The sequence below is a fragment of the Candidatus Amarolinea dominans genome (genome assembly GCF_016704685.1).
Classification (GTDB): Bacteria; Chloroflexota; Anaerolineae; order SSC4; family Amarolineaceae; genus Amarolinea; species Amarolinea dominans.
Window position 1 is genome coordinate 110,123 of sequence record NZ_JADIZS010000012.1, and the last position, 19,489, is coordinate 129,611.

Here is a 19,489-nt window from a genome sequence, read left to right on the forward strand (position 1 = left end):
ATCCGCCGGATTGCGCAATGACCGGATTGTCAACGAGGTGATGCCATGTCCGATAGCCCAGCCTCTGCCCTGGCCCAGGAAGTGGAGCTCAAGTTTCGCATTCCTGGCGAAGATGAGTTCAATCATTTACTCGCGCTCACACGCCTGGACGATTTCACCCTGCACGACAAGGGCGTGAAACGCGGCGAGGATGTCTATTTCGACACGGCCGAGCGCAACTTTCTGCACGCCGGCTTTGCCTGTCGCCTGCGCCCACGCGCAGATGGCGCCTGGCTGGTGACGCTGAAAGGTCTCCATGCCGGCGGGGACCAGGCGCAGGGCCTTCATCAGCGCAGCGAGGTTGAAGTCAGCCTGACCAGCCCCGGCCCGCCCGAAACCTGGCCGGATGGCCCGGCGCGCACCCTGGCCCAATCCCTGGCTGCGGGCGATGCGCTGGAAGAGTTGATCCGCATTCAGCAGACGCGCCACGTGCGCCAGGTCGCGTTGGCCGGCCGCGTGGTGGCGGAGATGAGCCTGGATGCGGTGTTGTTCAACGCGGCCGATGAACCGCTGTGGCTGGCGGAGATCGAGTTGAGCCAGGACGGCAGCCAGGCGGAATTGCAGATGTGCGGCGCGGCGCTGCAAGCTGCCTTTCCCGCATTGCAGCCGGAACCGCGTTCCAAACTGTTCATTGCCCTGGCGCTGGCCGGCGCCGCCGAGACAGAACTGGCCCTGGCCGCGGGCGAAGAGGTCGGCGTTCCCGATACGGCCAGCGCGGACAAGGGCGGCCGGGCGCCGGGCGTGCGCAGCGATGACCGCATGAGTGAGGCGGGGCGCAAGACTCTCCGTTTTCATTTTCGGCGCATGCTGCGCCAGGAAAAGGGCGCGGCCAAGGGCGAGGACATCGAGGCCCTGCACGATATGCGGGTGGCGACCCGCCGCATGCGCGCCGCGCTGAAGATCTTCGAACCTTATTTCGATGAGGATGCCCTGCGCCCGTTTGCGCGCAATCTGCGCCGCACCGGGCGCGCCCTGGGCCAGGTGCGCGATCTGGATGTGCTGCTGGATAAACTACAGCGCTACACCGCCAGTTTGCCTGAGGCGGAGCGCGCCGGGCTGGAACGACTGCGCCTGGCCTGGGAGGCGCAGCGCGCCGCGGCGCGCCGCGCCATGCTGGCCTTCCTGGAGAGCAACCGCTATCGCCAGTTCAAGCGCGATTTCGAGGCGTTCCTGACCACGGCGGACGCGGGCGCGCGACCGCTCGTTCGCAATCAGCCGCAGCGTGTGCTGGTCTGCCATGTGGCGGCCAGCACGGTCTGGCTCGATTTCGAGTCTATCCGCGCGTATGAGTGGGTGCTCGATCGGCCGTCGCTGGAGATGCTGCACCAGTTGCGTATCGAAATCAAGGGCTTGCGCTATCTGCTGGAGTACCTGCGCGAGGTGTTGGGCCACGAGGTCGCGCCGGTGATTGCAGAGCTGGTGCAAACGCAGGATTTGCTGGGCGATCTGCATGACGCCGATGTAGCCGTACACCTGCTCAGCGATTTCCTGACCCAGCAGACCGGCCTGCCGGAGGCGCGCGCGGTCAAACAACCCGAGATGACCGGGGTGGTGGCCTATCTGACGAGTCAGGAGGCGCAGGTGCGCAAACTACGACGCCGCGTGCCCGCGGCCTGGAAGCGGCTCAATGCGCCCAGGCTGCGGCGCCAACTGGCGCTGGCGGCTGCAAATCTGTGAGCAAGGGGATTCGATGAAACGCCGCGTTCTTTTCCTGTGTACCGGCAACTCCTGCCGTTCCCAACTGGCTGAGGCCATCGTCAACGCGCGGGCGGGCGACGCCTGGGCCGCGGTCTCCGCCGGCACGCAGCCCACCGGTTACGTTCACCCGCTGGCGCTGCAAGTCCTGGCTGAGATCGGCATTGTTCCGGCGCAGGCGCGCTCCAAACACGCCGACGAGTTCCGCCAGACGTCATTCGACCTGGTGATCACGGTATGCGACGACGCCGCGGAGAACTGCCCGGTCTGGCTGGGGCCAGGACGCCGCCTGCACCTCAGCTTTCCAGACCCGGCCAAAGCGCAGGGCAGCCCCGCAGAGATCCTGACCGCATTCCGCCAGGTGCGCGACGACATGACCGAGCGGGTGCTGATGGCGCTGCGCGCAGCGACCGCCTTTGGAGTCTCGCAGACCTCACGGGTCTGACAACCCGGCGCTGCACCATTTTCCCCATGACGCAACTCAATTCTCGCCCGCACTGACGCCCCACTCCTGCCGCCACAGTGGGTGTGCGACGGTCAGATGCTTGCCCACTTCCGGCGGTTGGGTGACCTCGATGTCTACGCCAGCCGCTTCGAGGATCTCCTGAAGCAGCGCCGGATCCGAGAGCGCGTCCAGGATGGCTGTGTGGCGCGCCCAGGTGGCGCGCAAGGCGGCTTCATCCCACACCCCCCAGTACCCGCCATCATCGAGGACCGCCCACTCGGCCATAAACGGCGCGACGATCTGCAGCAGATCGCATACCTGCATGTGTACTTCGGGTGAGCTGAACTGAGTCTTGGTGAAGAGGTGCTCGCGGATCAGCCCATAGCGCCCCGGCGTTGAATCGCCGAACGGCGCGGCGCTGTATTCGATCAGCCGGCCGGTGCGCCCGAAGGTGAGATAGAGCGTTTCACAGCCCGGCGGCGCGATGACGACCCCCCGCACGTGATCGTCCACTGGCTCGACATCAATCTCGAACGTGCTGGTGGGGATGCCGTCATCGGTCTCGATCTCGATGCTCCGGTAGCGCTCGCCTGTTCCCAGGATGCGCTCGTCCACGACCCTGCACGGCCATCTCAGCCCCGCGCAGGCGGCCTCAAGTCGGGCGCTAAGCTGCGGCAGTTGGCCCAAGTCACGCAGAGCGCCCTGATAAAAGATCGTAATGCCCACGATTACCTCCTACAAATGATGCGGACGGACCTATCGTATCGGCCACCCGCCGTGCGCCTCGATCACCGCGTCGATCTCCCCCATGACCCGGATCGTCTCGTTGAGTGCGACCACCACGCGCTGGTAGTGCGCGATATCCTCCGCGGACAACGTGGCATACGCCACCTTTTCGGCCGTGGGGGCCGCGGGGTCGGCCCAGGTCGTGATGTGCTGCGTCAGGTGGGGGAAGGTTTTGATCGAGCGGAGGTGGTTGGCGTGGGTGGGCATAGCAAAGGCTCTACTCTCGCCGCACAAACGGCCCGATCAGCAGATGCGGATTGGCGATGGTGCGTCCCAACGCCGCTCTTCAGACCCAAGCTTGTTCTTCCGGCGACCAGACACCCTGCACCTCCCCGCTCAGGATCGGATCAATGCAACGTCGAGCGATCTGATCGGCCTCCACCAGTGTGGTACCCCTCAGCCCGATCTCCTCTGCCATTTTGCGAAACGTCAGTGCCCAAGATGGAGGCGGCGTGGGGAGGCTCGGTGGGGGTTCACCTCCCCCTTGGGCCATGAAGGTAGCCTGGATTGCTGCGCGGAGGGCCGGACCATTGATCGTCATACGCGTAGCAATCAGAAGGATATCCACGAGGTCTTTAACCCGTGTGCCCTCTCCTGTCGCCCTGGGACGGACATAAGCATGCACCTTCTCGGCCAGATGCTGGGTCAGCGGATAGCACGGGACCGTCACAGGAGGGATGCCGGCAAAGGCCAGAAGACGAGGTGTCTCCAGCTTCTCGGCCGGCTCGATCACTGGATCGCCACTGCCCACGTCAACGTGAAAACTCTCGAACGTTCGTCCGGCAATCAACGCGGTCACAAAGAAGCGCAACCCACCATGACCTGTTCCGGGTAGGGCAACGGTATCTGGCCGGATGGCGAAGGAAAACCAATCTTGCAGATCGAGCAACGCGACTCGCGTCAGGATCTGCGGTACTTCACCCTGCGAGGACAGCAAGAGAAGATCAATGTCCTTGGTAGTCCGGGCGTGATGGCTCAGGCGCAGTTGCAGTACTAAGCCGCCTTTCAGAAGCCAGGCATCCGGCTCAGCTTGCACAAGGCGTGCCAGAAAACGATCAAAGGCAACCAACTTGCGTAGCCGAACCAGTGGTGTCTGGGACATGGCGCTCTGGTTTGCCAGGCGATCTTCCAATGCGCGGCGGAAAGCGGCACCTGAATGATAGTTCATCGTCACAAATCCTGTTTCGGAAGTTGCCCGATCCGTTCGAGCGCTCGACGTATGATTCCCATCACCCGCGGGCCGCGGGGTTCGGCTGCTGCGAGCAGAAGCGCAGGTGTTGTCAGCCCATTCCGGACGGCTTCCTGCGCCGCCTGCTCGACCAGTTCATCCGCCATGCCTGCCAGAGCTACATCCGCGATAGTGCGCGTCACAGTCGTCACCGGCAACGCGTCGTAATGGGTGATCTCCTCAGCACGAATCTGACTTGTATGCAGGCGCAGACCCGCGTGGCGGCGTGAGGTAGTGGGTGACACAGTCACGTGAATGGCTGCCGGCAGCGCATCGGATAGCTCGTAGAGTGCCAGTGCGCTGTCGTGAGAAATGACTGAATCGGGACCCGTCTCCAGCCAGGCGACAAAAAGATCCTCGTGTGGTGATCGCGGGAATGGCGCCAGGCGATAAACGCCGCGCCGGATACGATCGAGACGTCCCATGATTGCGTACCGCGCCAGGCGCTGGCGGTCCACACCCACAGCGGTAGCCTGGGTGGTTGTGAAGTAGCCGGCCTGCGCTTCAGCAATCTGGTAAAGCTTGTTGTAGGTATCGAGATGCATGGTGATTCAACCACATGTGCATATAGTAGTTCGTTCAAGCGACCAACTGCACATATGGTAGCTCATCAGGCCGTATTATGCAAATGCAAGTCCTGTCTTGCTTACTGAAACGCCATCTTGCCAGGTCTCACATGTGCATATGTTTAGCCGCGCACTACTCCGTCCGCCGCGGCCAATTCTGAATCGCCTCCGCAAATGCGATCCACACGCTTGTCGAGTGCGTAGCGCTTCAGCGCAGTAATCCCAGGCGTTCCGTATGGGCCGAGTCATCGCGGCCAAACGCGGTGATTTGGCGCGTGACGGGGTCGAAGAGGTTGCCGTTGAAGCCCTGCCCGGTTTCCGGATCGTACATCTGATCGTTCAGGCTGTACCAGGCCCAGCGCTGCACCAGGCGATCGTTGTCTGGAGGATATCATAGCGAACCGTCTGCACGAACTCGACGGCGCCGCGCTGATCGAACCATGCTGGTGCGCAGCCAGGCAACCGTCCTACTCCAAGAGCGAGGCTCCGATGTCTCGAAATTGAAGCCCGTCTCGGCTCCGGCATGAGTCACACCTACATCTCGCCCGCGCTCCGGCAGGCCGTGGCTGAACGGGCCGGATATCGTTGTACCGGTTGAATCGGCCTGCGTTGGTCAATGCGCGCCGGTTATGGCTTCAGATCGGCAGTCATCCGTCACCAGACTAATCCCCTCTTCCATAAGAAAGTCACAAGGCCATCTATCGTATCGGCCACCCGCCGTGCGCCTCGATCACCGCGTCTATCTCCCCCATGACCCGGATCGTCTCGTTCAGCGCGACCCCCACGCGCTGGTAGTGCTCGATCTCCTCGGCCGACAGCGTGCGCCCCTTGCGATCCTTCAGCCACTTCTCGCAGACCTGGTAGCCGCCGATGTGGAAGTTCCAGACCGGTTCCGGCACGCCGCGGAAGCCGGCCGTCTGCGCCTTGTCGAGCCAGACCGCGCCACCGGCATAGCTCACCTTTTCGACCGTGGGGGCCGCGGGGCCGGTGTAGGTCGTGATGTGCCGCGCCAGCGCCGGCGATTCCAGCAGGTGCAGACCGACCAGCTCGCCGCCGAGTGTCGCCAGGGAGCGGAATAACTCCAGGCTGCTCGTGAGCGGGACGCGCGGGAAGTCAATCTTCAGGAATTCGGCGTAGCGGGCGCGGTAGGTGGGGGCGTGGAAGATGGCATAGATGTAGTAGAAGATGTCTTCGGGTCAAGCCTGGGCGAGCTGGAAATCGCGGTTGTCGCTTTCGAAGCCGACCTGCGCCGCACCGCCTGCCTGCGCACTGGCAGGCTTTGCGATTCCTCGGTTTCCAACCGCGGAACAGTCCAATCAACTGTTTGTCAAGATATTTGCCCCGCCCGAACTGGGAAACCCTGTATCGCCTCAAAGCGTATTGCTGTTACACGGTGGCGTGTAAGATAGAGATAGCGTATCCAGCGTTCCGCGTCTTTTGTGAGACAAAGACGGGTGAGGTAGGAAACGAGCACGTTTTGCCATTGCCTCACCTAACGATTTGACGGCACCAGGTGAAAACCGATGTTCCGCCCTGCAACATTTGATGACCTCTGGGCGTGGCATACAAAATGAATCCGCGGGTGACGGCGGTGTAATAACCATTTCGTCAACCGGCCGATAGCCAGGATTGGTGCATATCTCTTAATGCTTCGTCGGCATGTTCCGAGATCAAAACCGTCAAAATCAGGCAATCTCATAACGTCTCCAAGTCGATTTCCTCGTTGCTAACACTTGATTCCAGCAGGCCGGCAAAGTCTGGCCTCGAAATCTGCTTCTGACTTCACTCGAAACGAAGCTATCGCATCGCCGGACGATGCCAACCGATTACCAAACAGCTGAATACCGTGGGATCTTCCAGCCGAACTCGAATTCCTGCCAGGCAGGTCGGGATTTGCGGCACAAAAGATAGAAAGTTGGCTTCGTTGCAAACTCGATCCAAAGCATCTCCGCCGCTGCGTGTATGCAACATGGGTACTTGGCAGCCGCATGCCCCACATATCGTAATGAAGTAACGAGTTTTGAGCACCTCCAACTGTCCGACAAAACAATGCAGACCGAGACGCCCTGTTGGATATCAAATACGTTCTCGTCTTGCGAGCCGTCAGGACAGGTATCCTGCTTTCTTGGCGCTTCCGTGCAGGTCAAGGATCCCAATTTCCGAGGAACGCCAGCATAGTGCTGGCGCATCCTGCCGAAGGTAAGATCGTCCAGGTAGGCGTGGTTGGTGATAAACGACAGGACGCCGACGCCTGGGCATCCCAAAGGTACTGGCCCAACCGGATAAACTTGACGAAGTCGTCATCAAGATTTAGGCTTTCGCTCGCCCAACGGCGCGCCACTCCTGGTAATAGGATCGCAGCAGGCTCAAGAATCCATTCGCGTTCAACTGCCCAGGTCCTGGAATACGGCGGATTCCCGATCACCACCGTAAACCGCTGCCACCGCTTGATCGCGTTCACCGCCTGCGCCTCGTGGGCCAGCGCGGGCGTCCAGCCGGCGAAGGCCAACTGCCCACGCTCGTCGTCCGGCGGCTCCAGCGCGTTGGTCAGGTAGACGCGCACGCGCTCGACGCTGCCGAAGCGGTAGCCGGTCTCGTGCAGCTTCAGGCCGATCTTCATGTGCGCGATGGCGTAGGGCGCCATCATCAGCTCGTAGCCGTGCAGCCGGGGCAGCAGGTGGCGGGGGACGTAGTCGTTCCAGTAATCAGCAAAGGATGAAGGCTGAAGGATGAAGGTTGAAAGGCCGGGTAGCTGCTTGCGCTCCGGAGAGTCCCACTTGGCCCGCAAATGTCGGTAGATCACCTCGATCACCTCGACCAGGAAGGTCGCCGTGCCGGTCGCCGGGTCCAGGATCGTCACGAACGGCGACGCGGGGTCCGTGCCCTCCGGAATCCGAAAGCCGCCCTCTGTCCCCTGACCCCTCGCTGCCATCTCGCCCCACGTCACCGTAGACGCCAGCCCGTCCGCCAGCCCGAACTCAGTCTGCAACAGCTCGTGGACGCTGCGCACGATGTAGGAGACCACCGGCTGCGGGGTGTAGAAGATGCCGCGCTGCACCTTCAGCTTCTTGTCGTAGGCGGCCAGGAAGTGCTCGTAGAAGTGGATCACCGGGTCTTCGCCGCGCGTCCGGTTGCCGAAGTCGCGCAGGATCGCCGGCAGGTCGGTCTCGTCCCCGCGCAGCAGATCCACCACGTCCTGGATGCCCAGCTCGTCGAAGTTGATCCCGCCCTGCTGGCCGCCGATGTGCAGGAAGGTCTGGAGCATCTCCTTCAGGAACGGGTTGGTGATCGGCACCACCTCGGCCAGCATGTCGGAGTAGAGGGTCGTGTCGTGACGGCCCCCTTGCAGGTCGGTGCGCTGGATGGCCGCGGTCAGCAGCCCATAGGTGACGGTCTGGGCGTAGGTGTCGGCGAACTGTTCTTCGGTCAGGTCATGGATCAGCGCGGTCTGGAACGCCCGGTGCAATTGGCGCAGCGGCCCGCGCTCCGATTCGTGCGCCATCAGAGTGTTCGCGGCCCCGCGGGTGCGCCGCGCCAGCTCGGCCAGCCGCTCGGCCAGCGCGTCCGACGTGCGGATCACGTGGCCCAGGCGGTGGCGGAAGGCGTCGGCCCACTGCTGGCGCCAGGCGTCCGCGTCCGCGGGATCGGCCGGCCAGCAGAGCCGCTCGTGCAGCACGGCCGCCACGTAATCCAGCTTCAGGCCGGTGTCCGCGCCGTCCCAGCCCAACACGCGCAGCGTGGGCAGGTCGCCGGCCTCCTGGCGGAAGTGTGCGAAGGCGATCTCGCGCTGGTCGCTCGCCTCATCGCCGAACGCGGAGATGAAGAGCAGATCGCCCAACGCCCAGGCCGCCGACCCCGCCCGGTTGGCGCCCGCGCGCTGCTTCAGCGCCAGGTGGCTCAGGATCCTACGGAGCACCACCACCGGCATCCGTTTGCGCTCGAACTCCACGAAAAAGATGCCGAAGGGTTGGCCGTCGGCCATCGGCCGCAGTTGGTGGATCGTCTTGATCTTGGCCGCGTCCTCGTCCCGCAGCCCCAACTCGGCAGGAGAGTACTCGAAGGTGAGTTCGTCGAAGCCGTATTCCTGCAGCGGCCAGTCAAGCTCGTCTTCCAGGTAGCGCACCAGGTCGGGGAAGGTTTTGATAGAACGCAGGGTGTCGGCGTGGGTGGGCATGGAATAGGCTCCTGTGGTTATGATACTTTTCGACCCAAAAGTATCATAACCGCTTCGCAATTGTAGTTAAGTACAACAGCACGGTGAGCAATTGTACTTTTTTCCCGAAAACGACAATGACTTACTTCTCAGCTCGTGGTGATTTCCAGGATTTCGCGTGCTGAGAATAGCTTGCCTGCAGATTGATCAGACACCTGAGTCAGGATGCCTGCGTGCAACAATCGCTCCACATGCCGTTGCGCGCTGTGATAGGTCACACCTAACAACTTCGCGACGTGCGGAATCGTAACCATCGGTGATCGGAAGAGCTCGTCAATCAGAACCAGCGTCAATGCTGGCGCTCGCGCATGTATGATGTGTGCGCGCCACTCGGCCTGCAGATCTTGCAAGCGCTTCGCTCGTGCGCTGGCATCCCGGGCCTGCTCTGCAACGCCGTGCAAAAAGAACAGCGTCCAAGACCGCCAATCGCCATCGGCATTCACCCGCCACAAGAGATCGTAATACGTCTGCCGCTCGCGCTCGAAATATGCGCTCAAGTAAAGCAGCGGCAGGGGCAACAGCCCCCACTCCACCAGCAGCAGCGAGATCAACAGGCGGCCGATCCGGCCGTTGCCATCCAGAAAGGGATGGATCGCTTCGAATTGCTGGTGAATGAACGCCAGCCGCACGAGCCGCGGCTGTATGTCATCCGTATGCAAGTACTTCTCAAAGGCATCCAATGCGGCCAGCACCTCATCCGGCGGAGGTGGCACATACTCGGCTTCGTTCAGGCTGCACCCCGGCCGGCCGATCCAATTCTGACTGCGCCGAAATTCGCCGGGCGTGGCATGTTTCCCGCGCACGCCTTGCATCAGCCGGCCGTGCAGTTCTCGCATCAGTCGCAGGCTGACCGGCAACGAAGCAAGCCGCGCCAGGCCATACTCTAACGCCTCAACGTAGTTAGCCACTTCGCGCACGTCGTCTGATGATTGCGTGGCAGCCAGTCCAGACAACCGCCCTGCTTCGTAAGCATACAGATCAGCGACGTCCGCCTGCGTGCCCTCGATGCGCGAAGAAAGCACCGCCTCCCGCCGCACGAACGGCCCGATCAGCAGATGTGGATTGACGATCGTACGTCCCAGCGCGGCCAACTCGCCCACGGCATAGGCCGCATCGGCCGACGCCAGCATCAGTTCAGCATCCGGCGGTAGATCGGGCGGCAGCGGATGGGGCACGAAAGCCCAGTACGCAGCATCATCAGGTCCAGCGCGCACCAACCGGCCCGCTGGACTATTGCGGAAACGCTCGATGTCCATTAGTTCAACTCCATCCAACACTTCAAGATCGGCGTGACCCCCACCGGCGCTTGCAGCGGACGCAGATAGTCGGCGACCACCTGCCGCTCCACCCGCTTGCGCAGCTCGGAGAGCGCCGCGCGATCCAGGGCGCAATGCCGCGGGGTGTCCGGCTCGGAGCGGATCAGGTTGGCGATGGCGCCCGGCTCGGTCAGGACGCGGCTGCCTTCGAGGTCGTAGCAGAGCCAGACCGTGAAGCCGGCCGCGTCGCTCCAGCGCGGCTGGCCCGGCTCGGCCTCGATCAGATTGGGATCGGGCCGCGGGATGCGATAGCAGAAGAAGACGGCCCGCGCATCCGCCCGCGGCGAGACCCGGCCGGAGAAGACTTTGAGCGGCAGCTTCGCCAGCGTCGCGGCCAGCGCCGGGTGCGCCCCCACCAGCGCCGTGTATTCCAGCCGCAACTGCTCCGCCTCTGACAGTGTGCCGTCGCACTGCTCGTTGATCTCCTTGATCGGATCGAAACGGTCGTCGGGGGTCAGCAGCGTGCGGCCCTCGATGCCCAGGGTGCGCGAGATCACCAGCGTCTTGCTGGTGACGCGCTGGAAGAGGTGCAGCAGTTCGTCCAACTCATCGGGCGGCAGGAAGTTCCAGAACGCCACCCTCCCGCGCAGCGGCTTCAGCTCCGGGTGATCGGCCACCAGGCGTGCCTCCACCGCGGGATTCATGCGCCGGTCCACGCGGCCGATGCGCTGCATCAGGCGGACGGGGTTCCAGTGGAGATCGTAGTTGATCAACCGGGTCGCGTCCTGCAAGTTCAGGCCTTCGGAGAGCACATCGGTGGAGATCAACACCCGGATCGGCGGCTTGCCCTGGGCGGCCAGCTCGGCGCTGCTCAGGCCGTTGTAATACGGTGCAAAGCGGCGGATCACATCGCTGCGCTGGCGTTGATTGCTGCCGCCATCAATGCGCTGCAAACCTGTGATGCCGGCGGCCGCCAACTCCCGCTCCAGGTAGCGCGCCGTGTCGGCGAACTCGGTAAAAATGATGACCTTCTGCGCCCTGAGCACCGGATCGGTCTTGAGGAGCTTGATCAGCGCCTTGAGCTTGTCATCCCGATCTGGCGTCACCCGCCCGACCTCGCGCAGGAAATCCACGAGTTGATCCAGATCGTCGAACGTGTCGTCCAGGATCTCATCCACATCGAACTGGGCCGGGTCACGCCGCTCGATAGCGCCGAGGATGTCCTCATTCAGGAACTCCTCGACCTCGTCCTCGTCGGCTTCTTCGGGCCACAATCCAACTGGTGCGCCTGGGCATAACCGATCAACTCCCCGTTCTTGATCCGCCAGCGTTCCAGGCGGCGCCGATCGTGCTCGGACGTCACATGCACCGTGACCCAGGCCAGCAGCTTTCGCAACAGCCGCCAACATGACCCCTCGAACGCCCGCGCCGAGCTTTCGAAGCGTTTGAGGAACAGGGTTCGGATGAGCATGACGACCTGACGCTGGCGATTCTCGTCGAACGACTTGTAGGTGACGCTCTCTTTGTCCCCGCGCCAATAGGCCAGGGGATAGTAGATGCCCAGGACGAAGAGCGGCCGCTCCTTGTGGAAGGCGGTGCGCACACTCTGCAGGAGCACGCCATAGGTGGATTTGATGCTGTAGGGGACGACCTTCGGCGGTTCGCGCTCCGGGAAGAGCGCGCCGTTGCCGCCGTCGAGGCGCTGGCTTTCCTTCACATAGGCCCGGCTGCGCTGCACCACCAGGGCATCGAAGACCGGGTCGCGGCGCAGCGCGCGCTCCGCCTCTTTGATGTCCGCTTCGACCAGCAGGCTCATCTGCTCGGACGCCGGCAACCGGCCGAGGATCTTCTTCTCAAGATCAATGAAATGCCGGCGCAGACTGTGGATGCCCAGGGTGGGCGCGAAGCGCCGCTCGTCCCCGCCGGTGTACAACTCGATCATGTGCCGAAAATCATGCACCGAGTTATTGACCGGCGTCGCCGTGAGACAGAAGACCTGCTTGGGCCGGTCGCTATCCTGCAGGTAGCCCTGCAACAGGCGGTAGCGCGATGGCGTCTTGATCCCTTCGCCGGCAATGCCGGGGTTGCGGAAGTGGTGCGCTTCATCAATGATCACTGCGTCCGCGTCGCGCACGGTCATCTCGATCTCCCTGGGCCACTTGCCGTGCCGCTGCAGATCGGTATGGTTGTAGATGACCAGGTTGACGAAGCCGCTGAAGACCCGTTCCAGATATTGCCTGAGCACCGGCTCCCACACATCCTCGCGGGCCGCCTTCGGCGCGAAGAGGACGACCTGCTTGCCCTCCTTGAACACCAGCCGCTCGATCAGCATCAGCCCGACGTAGGTCTTGCCCAGGCCGACGCCGTCGCACAGGAACGCACCGCCGAAACGGTCGGCGATCTCCAGCAGCTTGCGGTAGGCGTCCTGCTGATATTTATCGAGCAACGGAAATACGAACGAGCGCTGCTGATCCCAGGCGTCCGGTTCCAGTTCGCGACCCCGGAAGAATTCATCCAGCGCCTTGAACCAGATCTCGAACGGCGTGCGCGGCTGGGTGTGCCGCTCCACCGTGCGCAGGATATCGGGCGTGATGTCTTCCGCTTCTTCCCAATACTGCTCGTACCACTCCTGCAGCAGCCCCACCTCCGGCCCTTTGATCTGCACGTTCAGTTCGACGTTGTCCACCAGCCCCGGATAGGTGAAATTGGAGGACCCGACCAGGGCATACGACCCCAGCACGGCCAGCCGGCCATGCGTGATGTACGCCTTGGCGTGAAATTTGTCCCGGCTATAGACCCGACACTCGATTTTCCCCGATCGGATCGCCTCGACGATAGCCGGCACGCCTTCCAGGAAGTCGTTTCGGACCTTCTCGCCCTCCAGGCTCTGCTCCAACTGGCCCTGGATGCGCTCCAACCCACGCGCAAAGGCTCGTTTGGTGCGAGACGACACTTCGTCGCCCATCAGGATGCGGATGTGATCCACCGTCTGCCATTTCTCCTGCAGCCCCAGCAGCGCGCTGATCTCGAAGTAACCGGTCGCGATGTCAATGGCCGACGACAGCTCGCACCAGTCGGAGAGGTAGGAACGGACTTTCCAGTCCGTATCGCTGTTGTCCACGATAAAGAGATCGCCCCCGCGACCGGCGGGCTTGATAGAGGATGTTGCTGGCGGGCGACGTTGGGATGATGGGTTGGACATAGGCGCTATTCTTTCGGTCAGATTCGTGGAGCAAATTTGTTCGTTGGGATGTTGGGTTGCTGTGGTCAGGGAGTATAGCACGGTTCGTGGCGAGGAGCAAAGGGCGTGGGAATCAGGAGATCGTTCGTCAGTATGCACTTCAGCGCACTGAAGTGCGTACTACGAACCGTTCGTGGTGCGCATTTCAGCGCGGCGAACAGGGCGCGAAGGGGTTGTCAATCCCCTTGCGCGCTACAACTGTCCGCGCAGGGTGCCCACGTACCCCGTCAGTTCCACATAGCCCTGACCGGTAATCGGTTGGCCGGCGCTCTCGCCCTGGATGGCGACCGCGCCTTCCCAGTAGGTTTGCGCCAGGCGCAGTTCCTGGTCGGCCTGGCGCGGGGTAATCTCCAGGGTCAGGCCGTAGGCGGGCAGCGTGACACGCCAGCGCGCCGGGTAACGCCCGCCGCTGGCCGCGCTCTGCCAGGTGTCGAGCACGCTGATCTGGACATCGCTGCCGGCCAGGTGCTGCACGCGGCCATCGGCGGCGATCAGGCTGCCGCTCGACTGCGGCTCGATGCTGCCATCCTCGCGCCGAATCTGGTAGACCATCAGCTCACGGCCATCGTCGAGCTGCAGGGCAAACCAGTCCCAGCCGATGGCCCGCTCGCCCAGGGCCGTGGTGCCGAACTCGTGATCCATCCAGCCGCTGCCGGTGACAGCAAACGTCTGGCCGTCGAGGGTGACGGCGCCCTGCAGCGGCAGACGCGTCAGCGAGTAGTACATGGACGCGTTGCCCGCCTCCGGCCCTTTCTGATGCAACCCGGCCTCGCCATGCAGTGCCGGCGGCTTGCCCCAGGCCAACGTCAGGTCAAGGGCCACACTGTTCTGTTGCGCCAGCAGGTGCTCGGTCTGCGGCCCCACGCCTGTCACCGACCAGTCTTCCAGCCAAACCCGGTAGGGCTGCGCCTGCGCGCCGGCCAGCCCGGCCGCGCCGCGGCTGAAACGGTCGAAGGCATAGAACTGCTGCCCGCTGATGTCGCTCAGAGCAAAGTGCGCCATGTAGACCTGGTTGGTGGCCCAGTCCGAACTGCGCGCGGCCGTTTCGGCGCTCAACGCGCGGCGAAAGAAGGTCAACTGAAAACCGAACTGGCGCCCGTCCGCGCTCACCAGGTTGCCCACGTAATACCACCATTCGGTCAAATAAGCCGGATGCGCGCCGTGGTCGCGCGGAAACTCAAGGCTCAGCGGCGCGGTGACCCGCTCAAACCCGACCGTGGATGGCGCCGCCGCCGCCACCACCTGCCCACTGACCTGCCCATCCGCCTGCGGTCGTCCCAGCCACCAAACCCCGCTCACAATCAACAGCACCACCACAATCAGCCAAAACGCGCTACGACGCGTCATGCGATCTCCGATTCACGATTTGCGATTTTCGACCTCCGGTCTCCGCTCTCCGATTTTCAATTTCAGATTTTCGATTTTCGGTCTCCGCTCTCGCACACGAATCTCCGCTCTCTGCACTTTGCACTTTGCACTCTGCACTTTGCGCTCTCCGCTCTCCGCTCTCTACTTCAAAAACCTCGCGGCCGTCGCCAATCCCCAATCGAACACGCCGGGCAGGGTGTGGTTCAAGAACACGGCGAAGCGGGCCGTGCGCGTCAGAACAAGCTCATGCTTGCCGCGCGCGGCCGCGTCCAGCGTCAACTCGGCCACGCGGCGGGCGCTCATGCGGCGCAGCGGATTGCGCGGTTCGAAGCCACGCCCGGCGACGTTCCGGCTGAAGCCGGTGCCGCTGGTGAAGAACGGACAAACCGTCAGCACACGCACGTTGTGCTGCGCCACTTCCGCGCGCAGCCCCTGCGAAAAGCCGTTGACCGCGAACTTGCTGGCCGCGTAGATGCTGTCGCTGGGCGTGCCCACCTTGCCGGCCACCGATGAAACGTTGATGATGAGACCCCGCCGCCGCGCAATCATGCCGGGCAGCGCCAGCCGCGTCGCGTAGATCAGCCCAAACAGATTGGTGCGGAAGAGATCCTCCACCGGCCCCATCGTCAGGTCCTTGGCCCACACGCCCAAGCCCTGGCCGGCATTGTTGACCAGGACATCGAGACGGCCGAACGTCTCCTGCGTGACATGCATCAGGCGCTCGATCTGGCCGTAGTCGCGCACATCGGTCGGCACCACCAGCGCCTGACCGCCCGCGGCTCTCAGCTCGGCCGCCAACTGCTCCAGCGCGTCCACGGAACGGGCGGCCAGCACCACCGTGGCCCCTTCACCGCTGAACGCCCGCGCCAACTCGCGGCCGATGCCGCTCGACGCGCCGGTAACCACCACAATCTGATCTTGAAATCGTTGCATGACATCCCTCACGTGCTTGAAACTATACGGGAAGAAATTCTTACAAGCCGCCATCACTTGGACTCGCGGCCGCAGCCTGGAGTCACCAAGCCCACTCTCACCGCAGCCAGCAGTTCCAAATGTAGCCTGGTTTTTTACCACAGAGATCACAAAGAACGCAGAGAAGTTGCCGATTTGCGCCTGATCTGCCGTTTCTTTGTGTTCTCTGTGCTCTTTGTGGTTGAATGTGTGCTACGTTTGGAACTACTGCAACGCAGCGCCGCGATTTGACAATCACCGCCAGGCGTCTACACTGGACTGGCACACCCTATTGACGAAAGGTTGAAATCAATGCGTCTTTTCATGATACGACACGGTCAGAGCCTGGTCAACCTGGAGGGCTGGAACCAGGGCAATACGGACGAAGGCTTGACCGACCTGGGCCAACGCCAGGCTGCGGCCCTGGCCCACTGGCTGCCCACCAAACTCCCCACGATGGACATCCTCTATTGTAGCACCATGCGCCGCGCCCTGGAAACGGCTGCCCCACTCTGCGCTGCCTACAACATCACCTTGCAGCGCGAGGACCGCCTGCGTGAGGTCGGCAACAACCGCCTCGACCATTCCCCCTATCCGAACGATGACCTACCGCGTGACTACGCCGATTACTGGGGCAGCGAGCGCCCTTTCAACTCGATCACCCCGGCGATGGGCGAGGGCGAGAGCTGGATGCACTTCCGCACACGCGTCGGCTCCTTCCTGGAGGAAATCGTGCAGCGCCATCGGCAGCAGACCGTCGTCGCGATCTGTCACGGCGGCGTCGTCGAGGCCGCCTTCGACCACATCTTCAACGTGGGGCCGTGGCGTCGCTGTGAAGTCTGGCTGCGCAACAGCGGCATCACGCAGTTCGAATACGTGGAGCACCCGCGCCGCGAAACCTGGCGCCTGCACTACCACGACCGCGCCGACCACCTCAACGACCTGTGACGACAGGCAAACCCATGACCAACCACGAGCTCGCCAACACCTTTCGCCTGATCGCCGATCTGCTCGACATCCAGGGCGAAGTGATCTACGTCACCCTGGCCTACCGCAAAGTGGCCGACAGCCTGGAAACCCTGGGCCGTGACATCGCCGATGTCTGGCGTGAGGGCAAACTGCGCGAGGTGCCGGGCGTGGGCAAAGCCATTGCCGAAAAAATGGATGAACTGCTGCGCACCGGTCAGCTCGGCTTCCTGGAACGTCTGCAGGCAGAGGTGCCCGCGACCCTGGCCGAACTGCTGCGCGTACCCGATTTGGGGCCGAAGAAGATTGCCCTCTTCTGGCGCAGCCTGGGCATCACCACCCTGGCGCAGTTGGAAGCCGCGGCGCGCGGCGGTCAACTGCGCAGCCTGGCCGGCATGGGCGCCAAATCAGAGGCCAAAATCCTGGCCGGGCTGGAATCGCTGCGCCGGCGCAGCGGCCGCACCCCGTTGGGCATGGCTTACCCGGTTGGCGTCCAGATGCTGATCGGCCTGCGCACTGTGCCCGGCGTGGTGGACGCGGCCCTGGCCGGCAGCCTGCGTCGCATGAAGGCCACCGTGGGCGATCTCGATCTGCTGGCGGCCGCGGCCGATTCCGCGGCGGTCATGCAGGCGTTCGTCAGCCAGCCAGGCGTGGCGCGCATCCTCGGTCAGGGCAACACCAAGTCCAGCGTGGAATTCGTCAACGGCCTGCGCGCGCAACTGTGGGCGCATCCGCCGGCACGCTTCGGCACCGCGCTGCAATACGCCACCGGCTCCAAAGAGCACAACGTGCGCCTGCGCCAACTGGCCCTCGACCGCGGTCTGTCCCTGTCGGACCAGGCCTTGACGGCCGCGGACGGCCGCGAAATCCTGTGCGCCAACGAGGAAGAGGTGTACGCCGCGCTCGGCCTGCCGTGGATTGCGCCGGAGCTGCGCGGGGACCGCGGCGAGATTCAGGCCGCGCTGGCCGGCCGCCTGCCCAGGCTGATTACGCCGGGTCAGCGCCGCGCAGAGCTGCACAGCCATTCGACCTGGAGCGATGGCCGGGCCTCGATCCGCGAGATGGCCCTGGCCGCACGCGCGCATGGTCTGCAGGTGCTCGCCGTCACCGATCATTCGGGCGGGCTGGGCATCACCGGCGGCCTGAAGGTGGAGGACATTGCGCGTCAGCGCGCGGAGATAGACGCCGTGCAGCAGGAAGTGGGCGATTCGCTGCGCCTCCTGCAGGGCGCCGAGGTGGAAATTCGCGCGGATGGCTCGCTCGACTACAGCGACGAGGTGCTGGCGCAGTTCGACATCGTCGTGGCCTCGCTGCACACCAGCCTGCGCCAGCCCCGCGACCAGGTGACGGCGCGGCTGCTCAACGCGGTGCGCAACCCGCACGTGGACATCATCGGCCACCCCACCGGCCGCCTGATTCCCGACCGCGAGGGCGCGGACCTGGACATGGACGCCATCCTGGCCGCGGCCGCTCAGAGCGGCGTCGCGCTGGAGATCAACGCCAATCCCAGCCGGCTCGACCTGGACGACATCGCGGCCCGCCGCGCCATCGGGATGGGCATCCGCCTGGCGATCAACACCGACGCGCACGACCCGGAGCACCTGGCGCAAGAGCTTTTCGGCATCGCCACCGCACGGCGGGCGTGGGTCGAGCCGCAGCACGTCATCAACACCTGGCCGCCGGATGCCCTCCTCGCCTGGTTACGCAGCCGCGCCTGACAATTCTTGCTTCGTCTACCCTCCATCCCACTGGCCGGCGATGATGGCGACATCCGCCAGCGTCACCGCGCCGTCGCCATCCAGATCATACCAGCGGTCGAAGACCGGTTGGGCTGCGGTCTCGCCCCAATGCACAGCGACGGACTGCACATCCACCACGTCGGTCAGGCCGTTGCCGGTCAGGTCGCCCTGCGCATACATAACCTGAACTAACGCGGGTTTCTCACCAAATGGTTGGCACAATGGATGCCTGAATCTTCCGATCTCGGCTAATCAATGGCACACCCAAAGATAAAGCGGTAGCAGCAACGATACGATCAGGAAGGTCTGGAACCTGGTCACGCTCGATTCTTCGCATCATGTCGGCCACCACGCGGTCAAAGGGGATTTCAACCAGGGTCGCGTTCGGTTGGGACAGCATCTCAATGACACGTTCAAAGGAAGTTGACGCAATCTTCCCCTTCTCGATCAGATATACCAGTTCCGCCAGCGTAATCGAGGCGATTGCGATTTGATCACCACCCTCATCAATGGCATCCATGAACGTTGTTGCCGCTTTGGACAGGCGAGAATCATTGTAAAGATACCAAAGCAGTGCATGAGTATCAGCAACGACGCGAATTGTCATGCCTCACTCTCTGCAAAAGTTGACCACATTTCCTGTTGCACTTGGTCAATATCCTCTGCTGATGGCGCTGTACCTAAGTCGGACCATAAGCCGCGCAACGGAATACGAGACGGCGGTGAAGAAATGGATTCAATTTTCATCAACAACCATTCAACTTTCGGTGCAAGTCGAACCACTAAACGAGCTTGGTCAACAGGGCGCAATCGTTGAGCAAGCAGAACTACTTGTTCAAAGGTTACTTCATTAACAACCGCCAAAACACCAGAATTCATCTTTTCGCCCCTTTCTTGGAATCATTGTACCACGGATTTCATCTCCTGGCACGTAAGATGGTTTTCATCCTCCCACCCCCGTGAAAATTCGTGAAATTCGTGGCAAAAAATCCTCGC

19 protein-coding genes are annotated in these 19,489 nt (G+C 62.9%); 4 read left to right on the forward strand and 15 right to left on the reverse strand.

All coding sequences use genetic code 11. The features are described from left to right. Nucleotides 1–45 precede the first annotated feature (45 nt). Nucleotides 46–1,716: a CHAD domain-containing protein gene (locus tag IPF85_RS09040; protein WP_343407752.1), complete on the forward strand. Its 1,671-nt coding sequence runs from the start codon at nucleotides 46–48 to the stop codon at nucleotides 1,714–1,716. 13 nt (nucleotides 1,717–1,729) lie between these two features. Next, a complete protein-coding gene (locus IPF85_RS09045; protein ID WP_343407753.1) occupies nucleotides 1,730–2,179 on the forward strand; it encodes an arsenate reductase ArsC in 450 nt (149 codons plus the stop codon). A gap of 36 nt (nucleotides 2,180–2,215) precedes the next feature. Here IPF85_RS09045 and IPF85_RS09050 read toward each other — a convergent pair whose 3' ends face one another. The 12 genes from IPF85_RS09050 to IPF85_RS09105 all read right to left on the reverse strand — a co-directional run bounded on the left by IPF85_RS09050 (nucleotide 2,216) and on the right by IPF85_RS09105 (nucleotide 15,770). Continuing rightward, the gene (locus IPF85_RS09050) at nucleotides 2,216–2,905 is read right to left on the reverse strand and encodes a hypothetical protein (RefSeq protein WP_343407754.1); all 690 of its coding nucleotides are present in this window, start codon (nucleotides 2,903–2,905) and stop codon (nucleotides 2,216–2,218) included. A 30-nt stretch (nucleotides 2,906–2,935) separates the two neighbouring features. Further along, complete coding sequence (locus IPF85_RS09055) at nucleotides 2,936–3,172, reverse strand: hypothetical protein (RefSeq protein ID WP_343407755.1); 237 nt, start codon at nucleotides 3,170–3,172, stop codon at nucleotides 2,936–2,938. A 79-nt stretch (nucleotides 3,173–3,251) separates the two neighbouring features. Continuing rightward, nucleotides 3,252–4,133, reverse strand: a complete 882-nt coding sequence (locus IPF85_RS09060) for a nucleotidyl transferase AbiEii/AbiGii toxin family protein (RefSeq protein WP_343407756.1) — start codon at nucleotides 4,131–4,133, stop codon at nucleotides 3,252–3,254. A 2-nt stretch (nucleotides 4,134–4,135) separates the two neighbouring features. Then, nucleotides 4,136–4,738 (reverse strand): type IV toxin-antitoxin system AbiEi family antitoxin domain-containing protein, encoded by a 603-nt coding sequence (locus tag IPF85_RS09065; RefSeq protein ID WP_343407757.1) that lies wholly within the window; start codon nucleotides 4,736–4,738, stop codon nucleotides 4,136–4,138. A 229-nt stretch (nucleotides 4,739–4,967) separates the two neighbouring features. Continuing rightward, nucleotides 4,968–5,126 carry a hypothetical protein gene (locus IPF85_RS09070; protein WP_343407758.1) on the reverse strand — a complete coding sequence of 53 codons (159 nt, stop codon included), beginning with the start codon at nucleotides 5,124–5,126 and terminating at the stop codon, nucleotides 4,968–4,970. A gap of 331 nt (nucleotides 5,127–5,457) precedes the next feature. Beyond that, entirely contained in the window at nucleotides 5,458–5,946 is a 489-nt protein-coding gene (locus tag IPF85_RS09075) for a type ISP restriction/modification enzyme (protein WP_343407806.1), read from the reverse strand. Between the two features lie 956 nt (nucleotides 5,947–6,902). Beyond that, nucleotides 6,903–8,933 (reverse strand): hypothetical protein, encoded by a 2,031-nt coding sequence (locus IPF85_RS09080; RefSeq protein ID WP_343407759.1) that lies wholly within the window; start codon nucleotides 8,931–8,933, stop codon nucleotides 6,903–6,905. 128 nt (nucleotides 8,934–9,061) lie between these two features. Beyond that, on the reverse strand, nucleotides 9,062–10,228 hold the full coding sequence (locus tag IPF85_RS09085; protein WP_343407760.1) for a Fic family protein: 1,167 nt from the start codon (nucleotides 10,226–10,228) through the stop codon (nucleotides 9,062–9,064). Further along, a complete protein-coding gene (locus IPF85_RS09090) occupies nucleotides 10,228–11,502 on the reverse strand; it encodes a C-terminal helicase domain-containing protein (protein ID WP_343407761.1) in 1,275 nt (424 codons plus the stop codon). The genes IPF85_RS09085 and IPF85_RS09090 overlap by 1 nt, the downstream gene beginning before the upstream one ends. Beyond that, nucleotides 11,457–13,430: a phospholipase D-like domain-containing protein gene (locus IPF85_RS09095; protein ID WP_343407762.1), complete on the reverse strand. Its 1,974-nt coding sequence runs from the start codon at nucleotides 13,428–13,430 to the stop codon at nucleotides 11,457–11,459. The genes IPF85_RS09090 and IPF85_RS09095 overlap by 46 nt, the downstream gene beginning before the upstream one ends. Before the next feature lie 231 nt (nucleotides 13,431–13,661). Further along, nucleotides 13,662–14,816: a lipocalin-like domain-containing protein gene (locus IPF85_RS09100; RefSeq protein ID WP_343407763.1), complete on the reverse strand. Its 1,155-nt coding sequence runs from the start codon at nucleotides 14,814–14,816 to the stop codon at nucleotides 13,662–13,664. A 162-nt stretch (nucleotides 14,817–14,978) separates the two neighbouring features. Next, nucleotides 14,979–15,770, reverse strand: a complete 792-nt coding sequence (locus IPF85_RS09105; protein WP_343407764.1) for an SDR family oxidoreductase — start codon at nucleotides 15,768–15,770, stop codon at nucleotides 14,979–14,981. Nucleotides 15,771–16,112: 342 nt separating this feature from the next. Between IPF85_RS09105 and IPF85_RS09110 the strand changes: the two genes are divergently transcribed. Together IPF85_RS09110 and polX are read left to right on the forward strand one after the other, a co-directional pair. Continuing rightward, on the forward strand, nucleotides 16,113–16,736 hold the full coding sequence (locus IPF85_RS09110; protein ID WP_343407765.1) for a histidine phosphatase family protein: 624 nt from the start codon (nucleotides 16,113–16,115) through the stop codon (nucleotides 16,734–16,736). 14 nt (nucleotides 16,737–16,750) lie between these two features. Further along, nucleotides 16,751–18,472, forward strand: a complete 1,722-nt coding sequence (gene polX / locus IPF85_RS09115; RefSeq protein ID WP_343407766.1) for a DNA polymerase/3'-5' exonuclease PolX — start codon at nucleotides 16,751–16,753, stop codon at nucleotides 18,470–18,472. Between the two features lie 15 nt (nucleotides 18,473–18,487). Here the strand turns inward: polX and IPF85_RS09120 are convergent, their stop codons facing one another. Genes IPF85_RS09120 through IPF85_RS09130 form a run of 3 tightly spaced genes read right to left on the reverse strand, consistent with a single transcriptional unit; the run spans nucleotide 18,488 to nucleotide 19,372 of the window. Beyond that, nucleotides 18,488–18,673, reverse strand: a complete 186-nt coding sequence (locus IPF85_RS09120; protein WP_343407767.1) for a dockerin type I domain-containing protein — start codon at nucleotides 18,671–18,673, stop codon at nucleotides 18,488–18,490. Between the two features lie 22 nt (nucleotides 18,674–18,695). Beyond that, entirely contained in the window at nucleotides 18,696–19,100 is a 405-nt protein-coding gene (locus IPF85_RS09125; RefSeq protein ID WP_343407768.1) for a type II toxin-antitoxin system VapC family toxin, read from the reverse strand. Further along, nucleotides 19,097–19,372: a hypothetical protein gene (locus tag IPF85_RS09130; protein ID WP_343407769.1), complete on the reverse strand. Its 276-nt coding sequence runs from the start codon at nucleotides 19,370–19,372 to the stop codon at nucleotides 19,097–19,099. The genes IPF85_RS09125 and IPF85_RS09130 overlap by 4 nt, the downstream gene beginning before the upstream one ends. Between the last annotated feature and the right edge of the window lie 117 nt (nucleotides 19,373–19,489).

Bases quoted from the DNA above. Each gene is read 5' to 3' on its own strand.
- IPF85_RS09040 (WP_343407752.1), top strand. From the start codon at position 46: ATGTCCGATAGCCCAGCCTCTGCCCTGGCCCAGGAAGTGGAGCTCAAG.
- IPF85_RS09045 (WP_343407753.1), top strand. From the start codon at position 1,730: ATGAAACGCCGCGTTCTTTTCCTGTGTACCGGCAACTCCTGCCGTTCC.
- IPF85_RS09055 (WP_343407755.1), bottom strand. From the start codon at position 3,172: ATGCCCACCCACGCCAACCACCTCCGCTCGATCAAAACCTTCCCCCAC.
- IPF85_RS09060 (WP_343407756.1), bottom strand. From the start codon at position 4,133: ATGAACTATCATTCAGGTGCCGCTTTCCGCCGCGCATTGGAAGATCGC.
- IPF85_RS09065 (WP_343407757.1), bottom strand. From the start codon at position 4,738: ATGCATCTCGATACCTACAACAAGCTTTACCAGATTGCTGAAGCGCAG.
- IPF85_RS09080 (WP_343407759.1), bottom strand. From the start codon at position 8,933: ATGCCCACCCACGCCGACACCCTGCGTTCTATCAAAACCTTCCCCGAC.
- IPF85_RS09085 (WP_343407760.1), bottom strand. From the start codon at position 10,228: ATGGACATCGAGCGTTTCCGCAATAGTCCAGCGGGCCGGTTGGTGCGC.
- IPF85_RS09095 (WP_343407762.1), bottom strand. From the start codon at position 13,430: ATGTCCAACCCATCATCCCAACGTCGCCCGCCAGCAACATCCTCTATC.
- IPF85_RS09100 (WP_343407763.1), bottom strand. From the start codon at position 14,816: ATGACGCGTCGTAGCGCGTTTTGGCTGATTGTGGTGGTGCTGTTGATT.
- IPF85_RS09105 (WP_343407764.1), bottom strand. From the start codon at position 15,770: ATGCAACGATTTCAAGATCAGATTGTGGTGGTTACCGGCGCGTCGAGC.
- IPF85_RS09110 (WP_343407765.1), top strand. From the start codon at position 16,113: ATGATACGACACGGTCAGAGCCTGGTCAACCTGGAGGGCTGGAACCAG.
- polX (WP_343407766.1), top strand. From the start codon at position 16,751: ATGACCAACCACGAGCTCGCCAACACCTTTCGCCTGATCGCCGATCTG.
- IPF85_RS09120 (WP_343407767.1), bottom strand. From the start codon at position 18,673: ATGTATGCGCAGGGCGACCTGACCGGCAACGGCCTGACCGACGTGGTG.
- IPF85_RS09125 (WP_343407768.1), bottom strand. From the start codon at position 19,100: ATGACAATTCGCGTCGTTGCTGATACTCATGCACTGCTTTGGTATCTT.
- IPF85_RS09130 (WP_343407769.1), bottom strand. From the start codon at position 19,372: ATGAATTCTGGTGTTTTGGCGGTTGTTAATGAAGTAACCTTTGAACAA.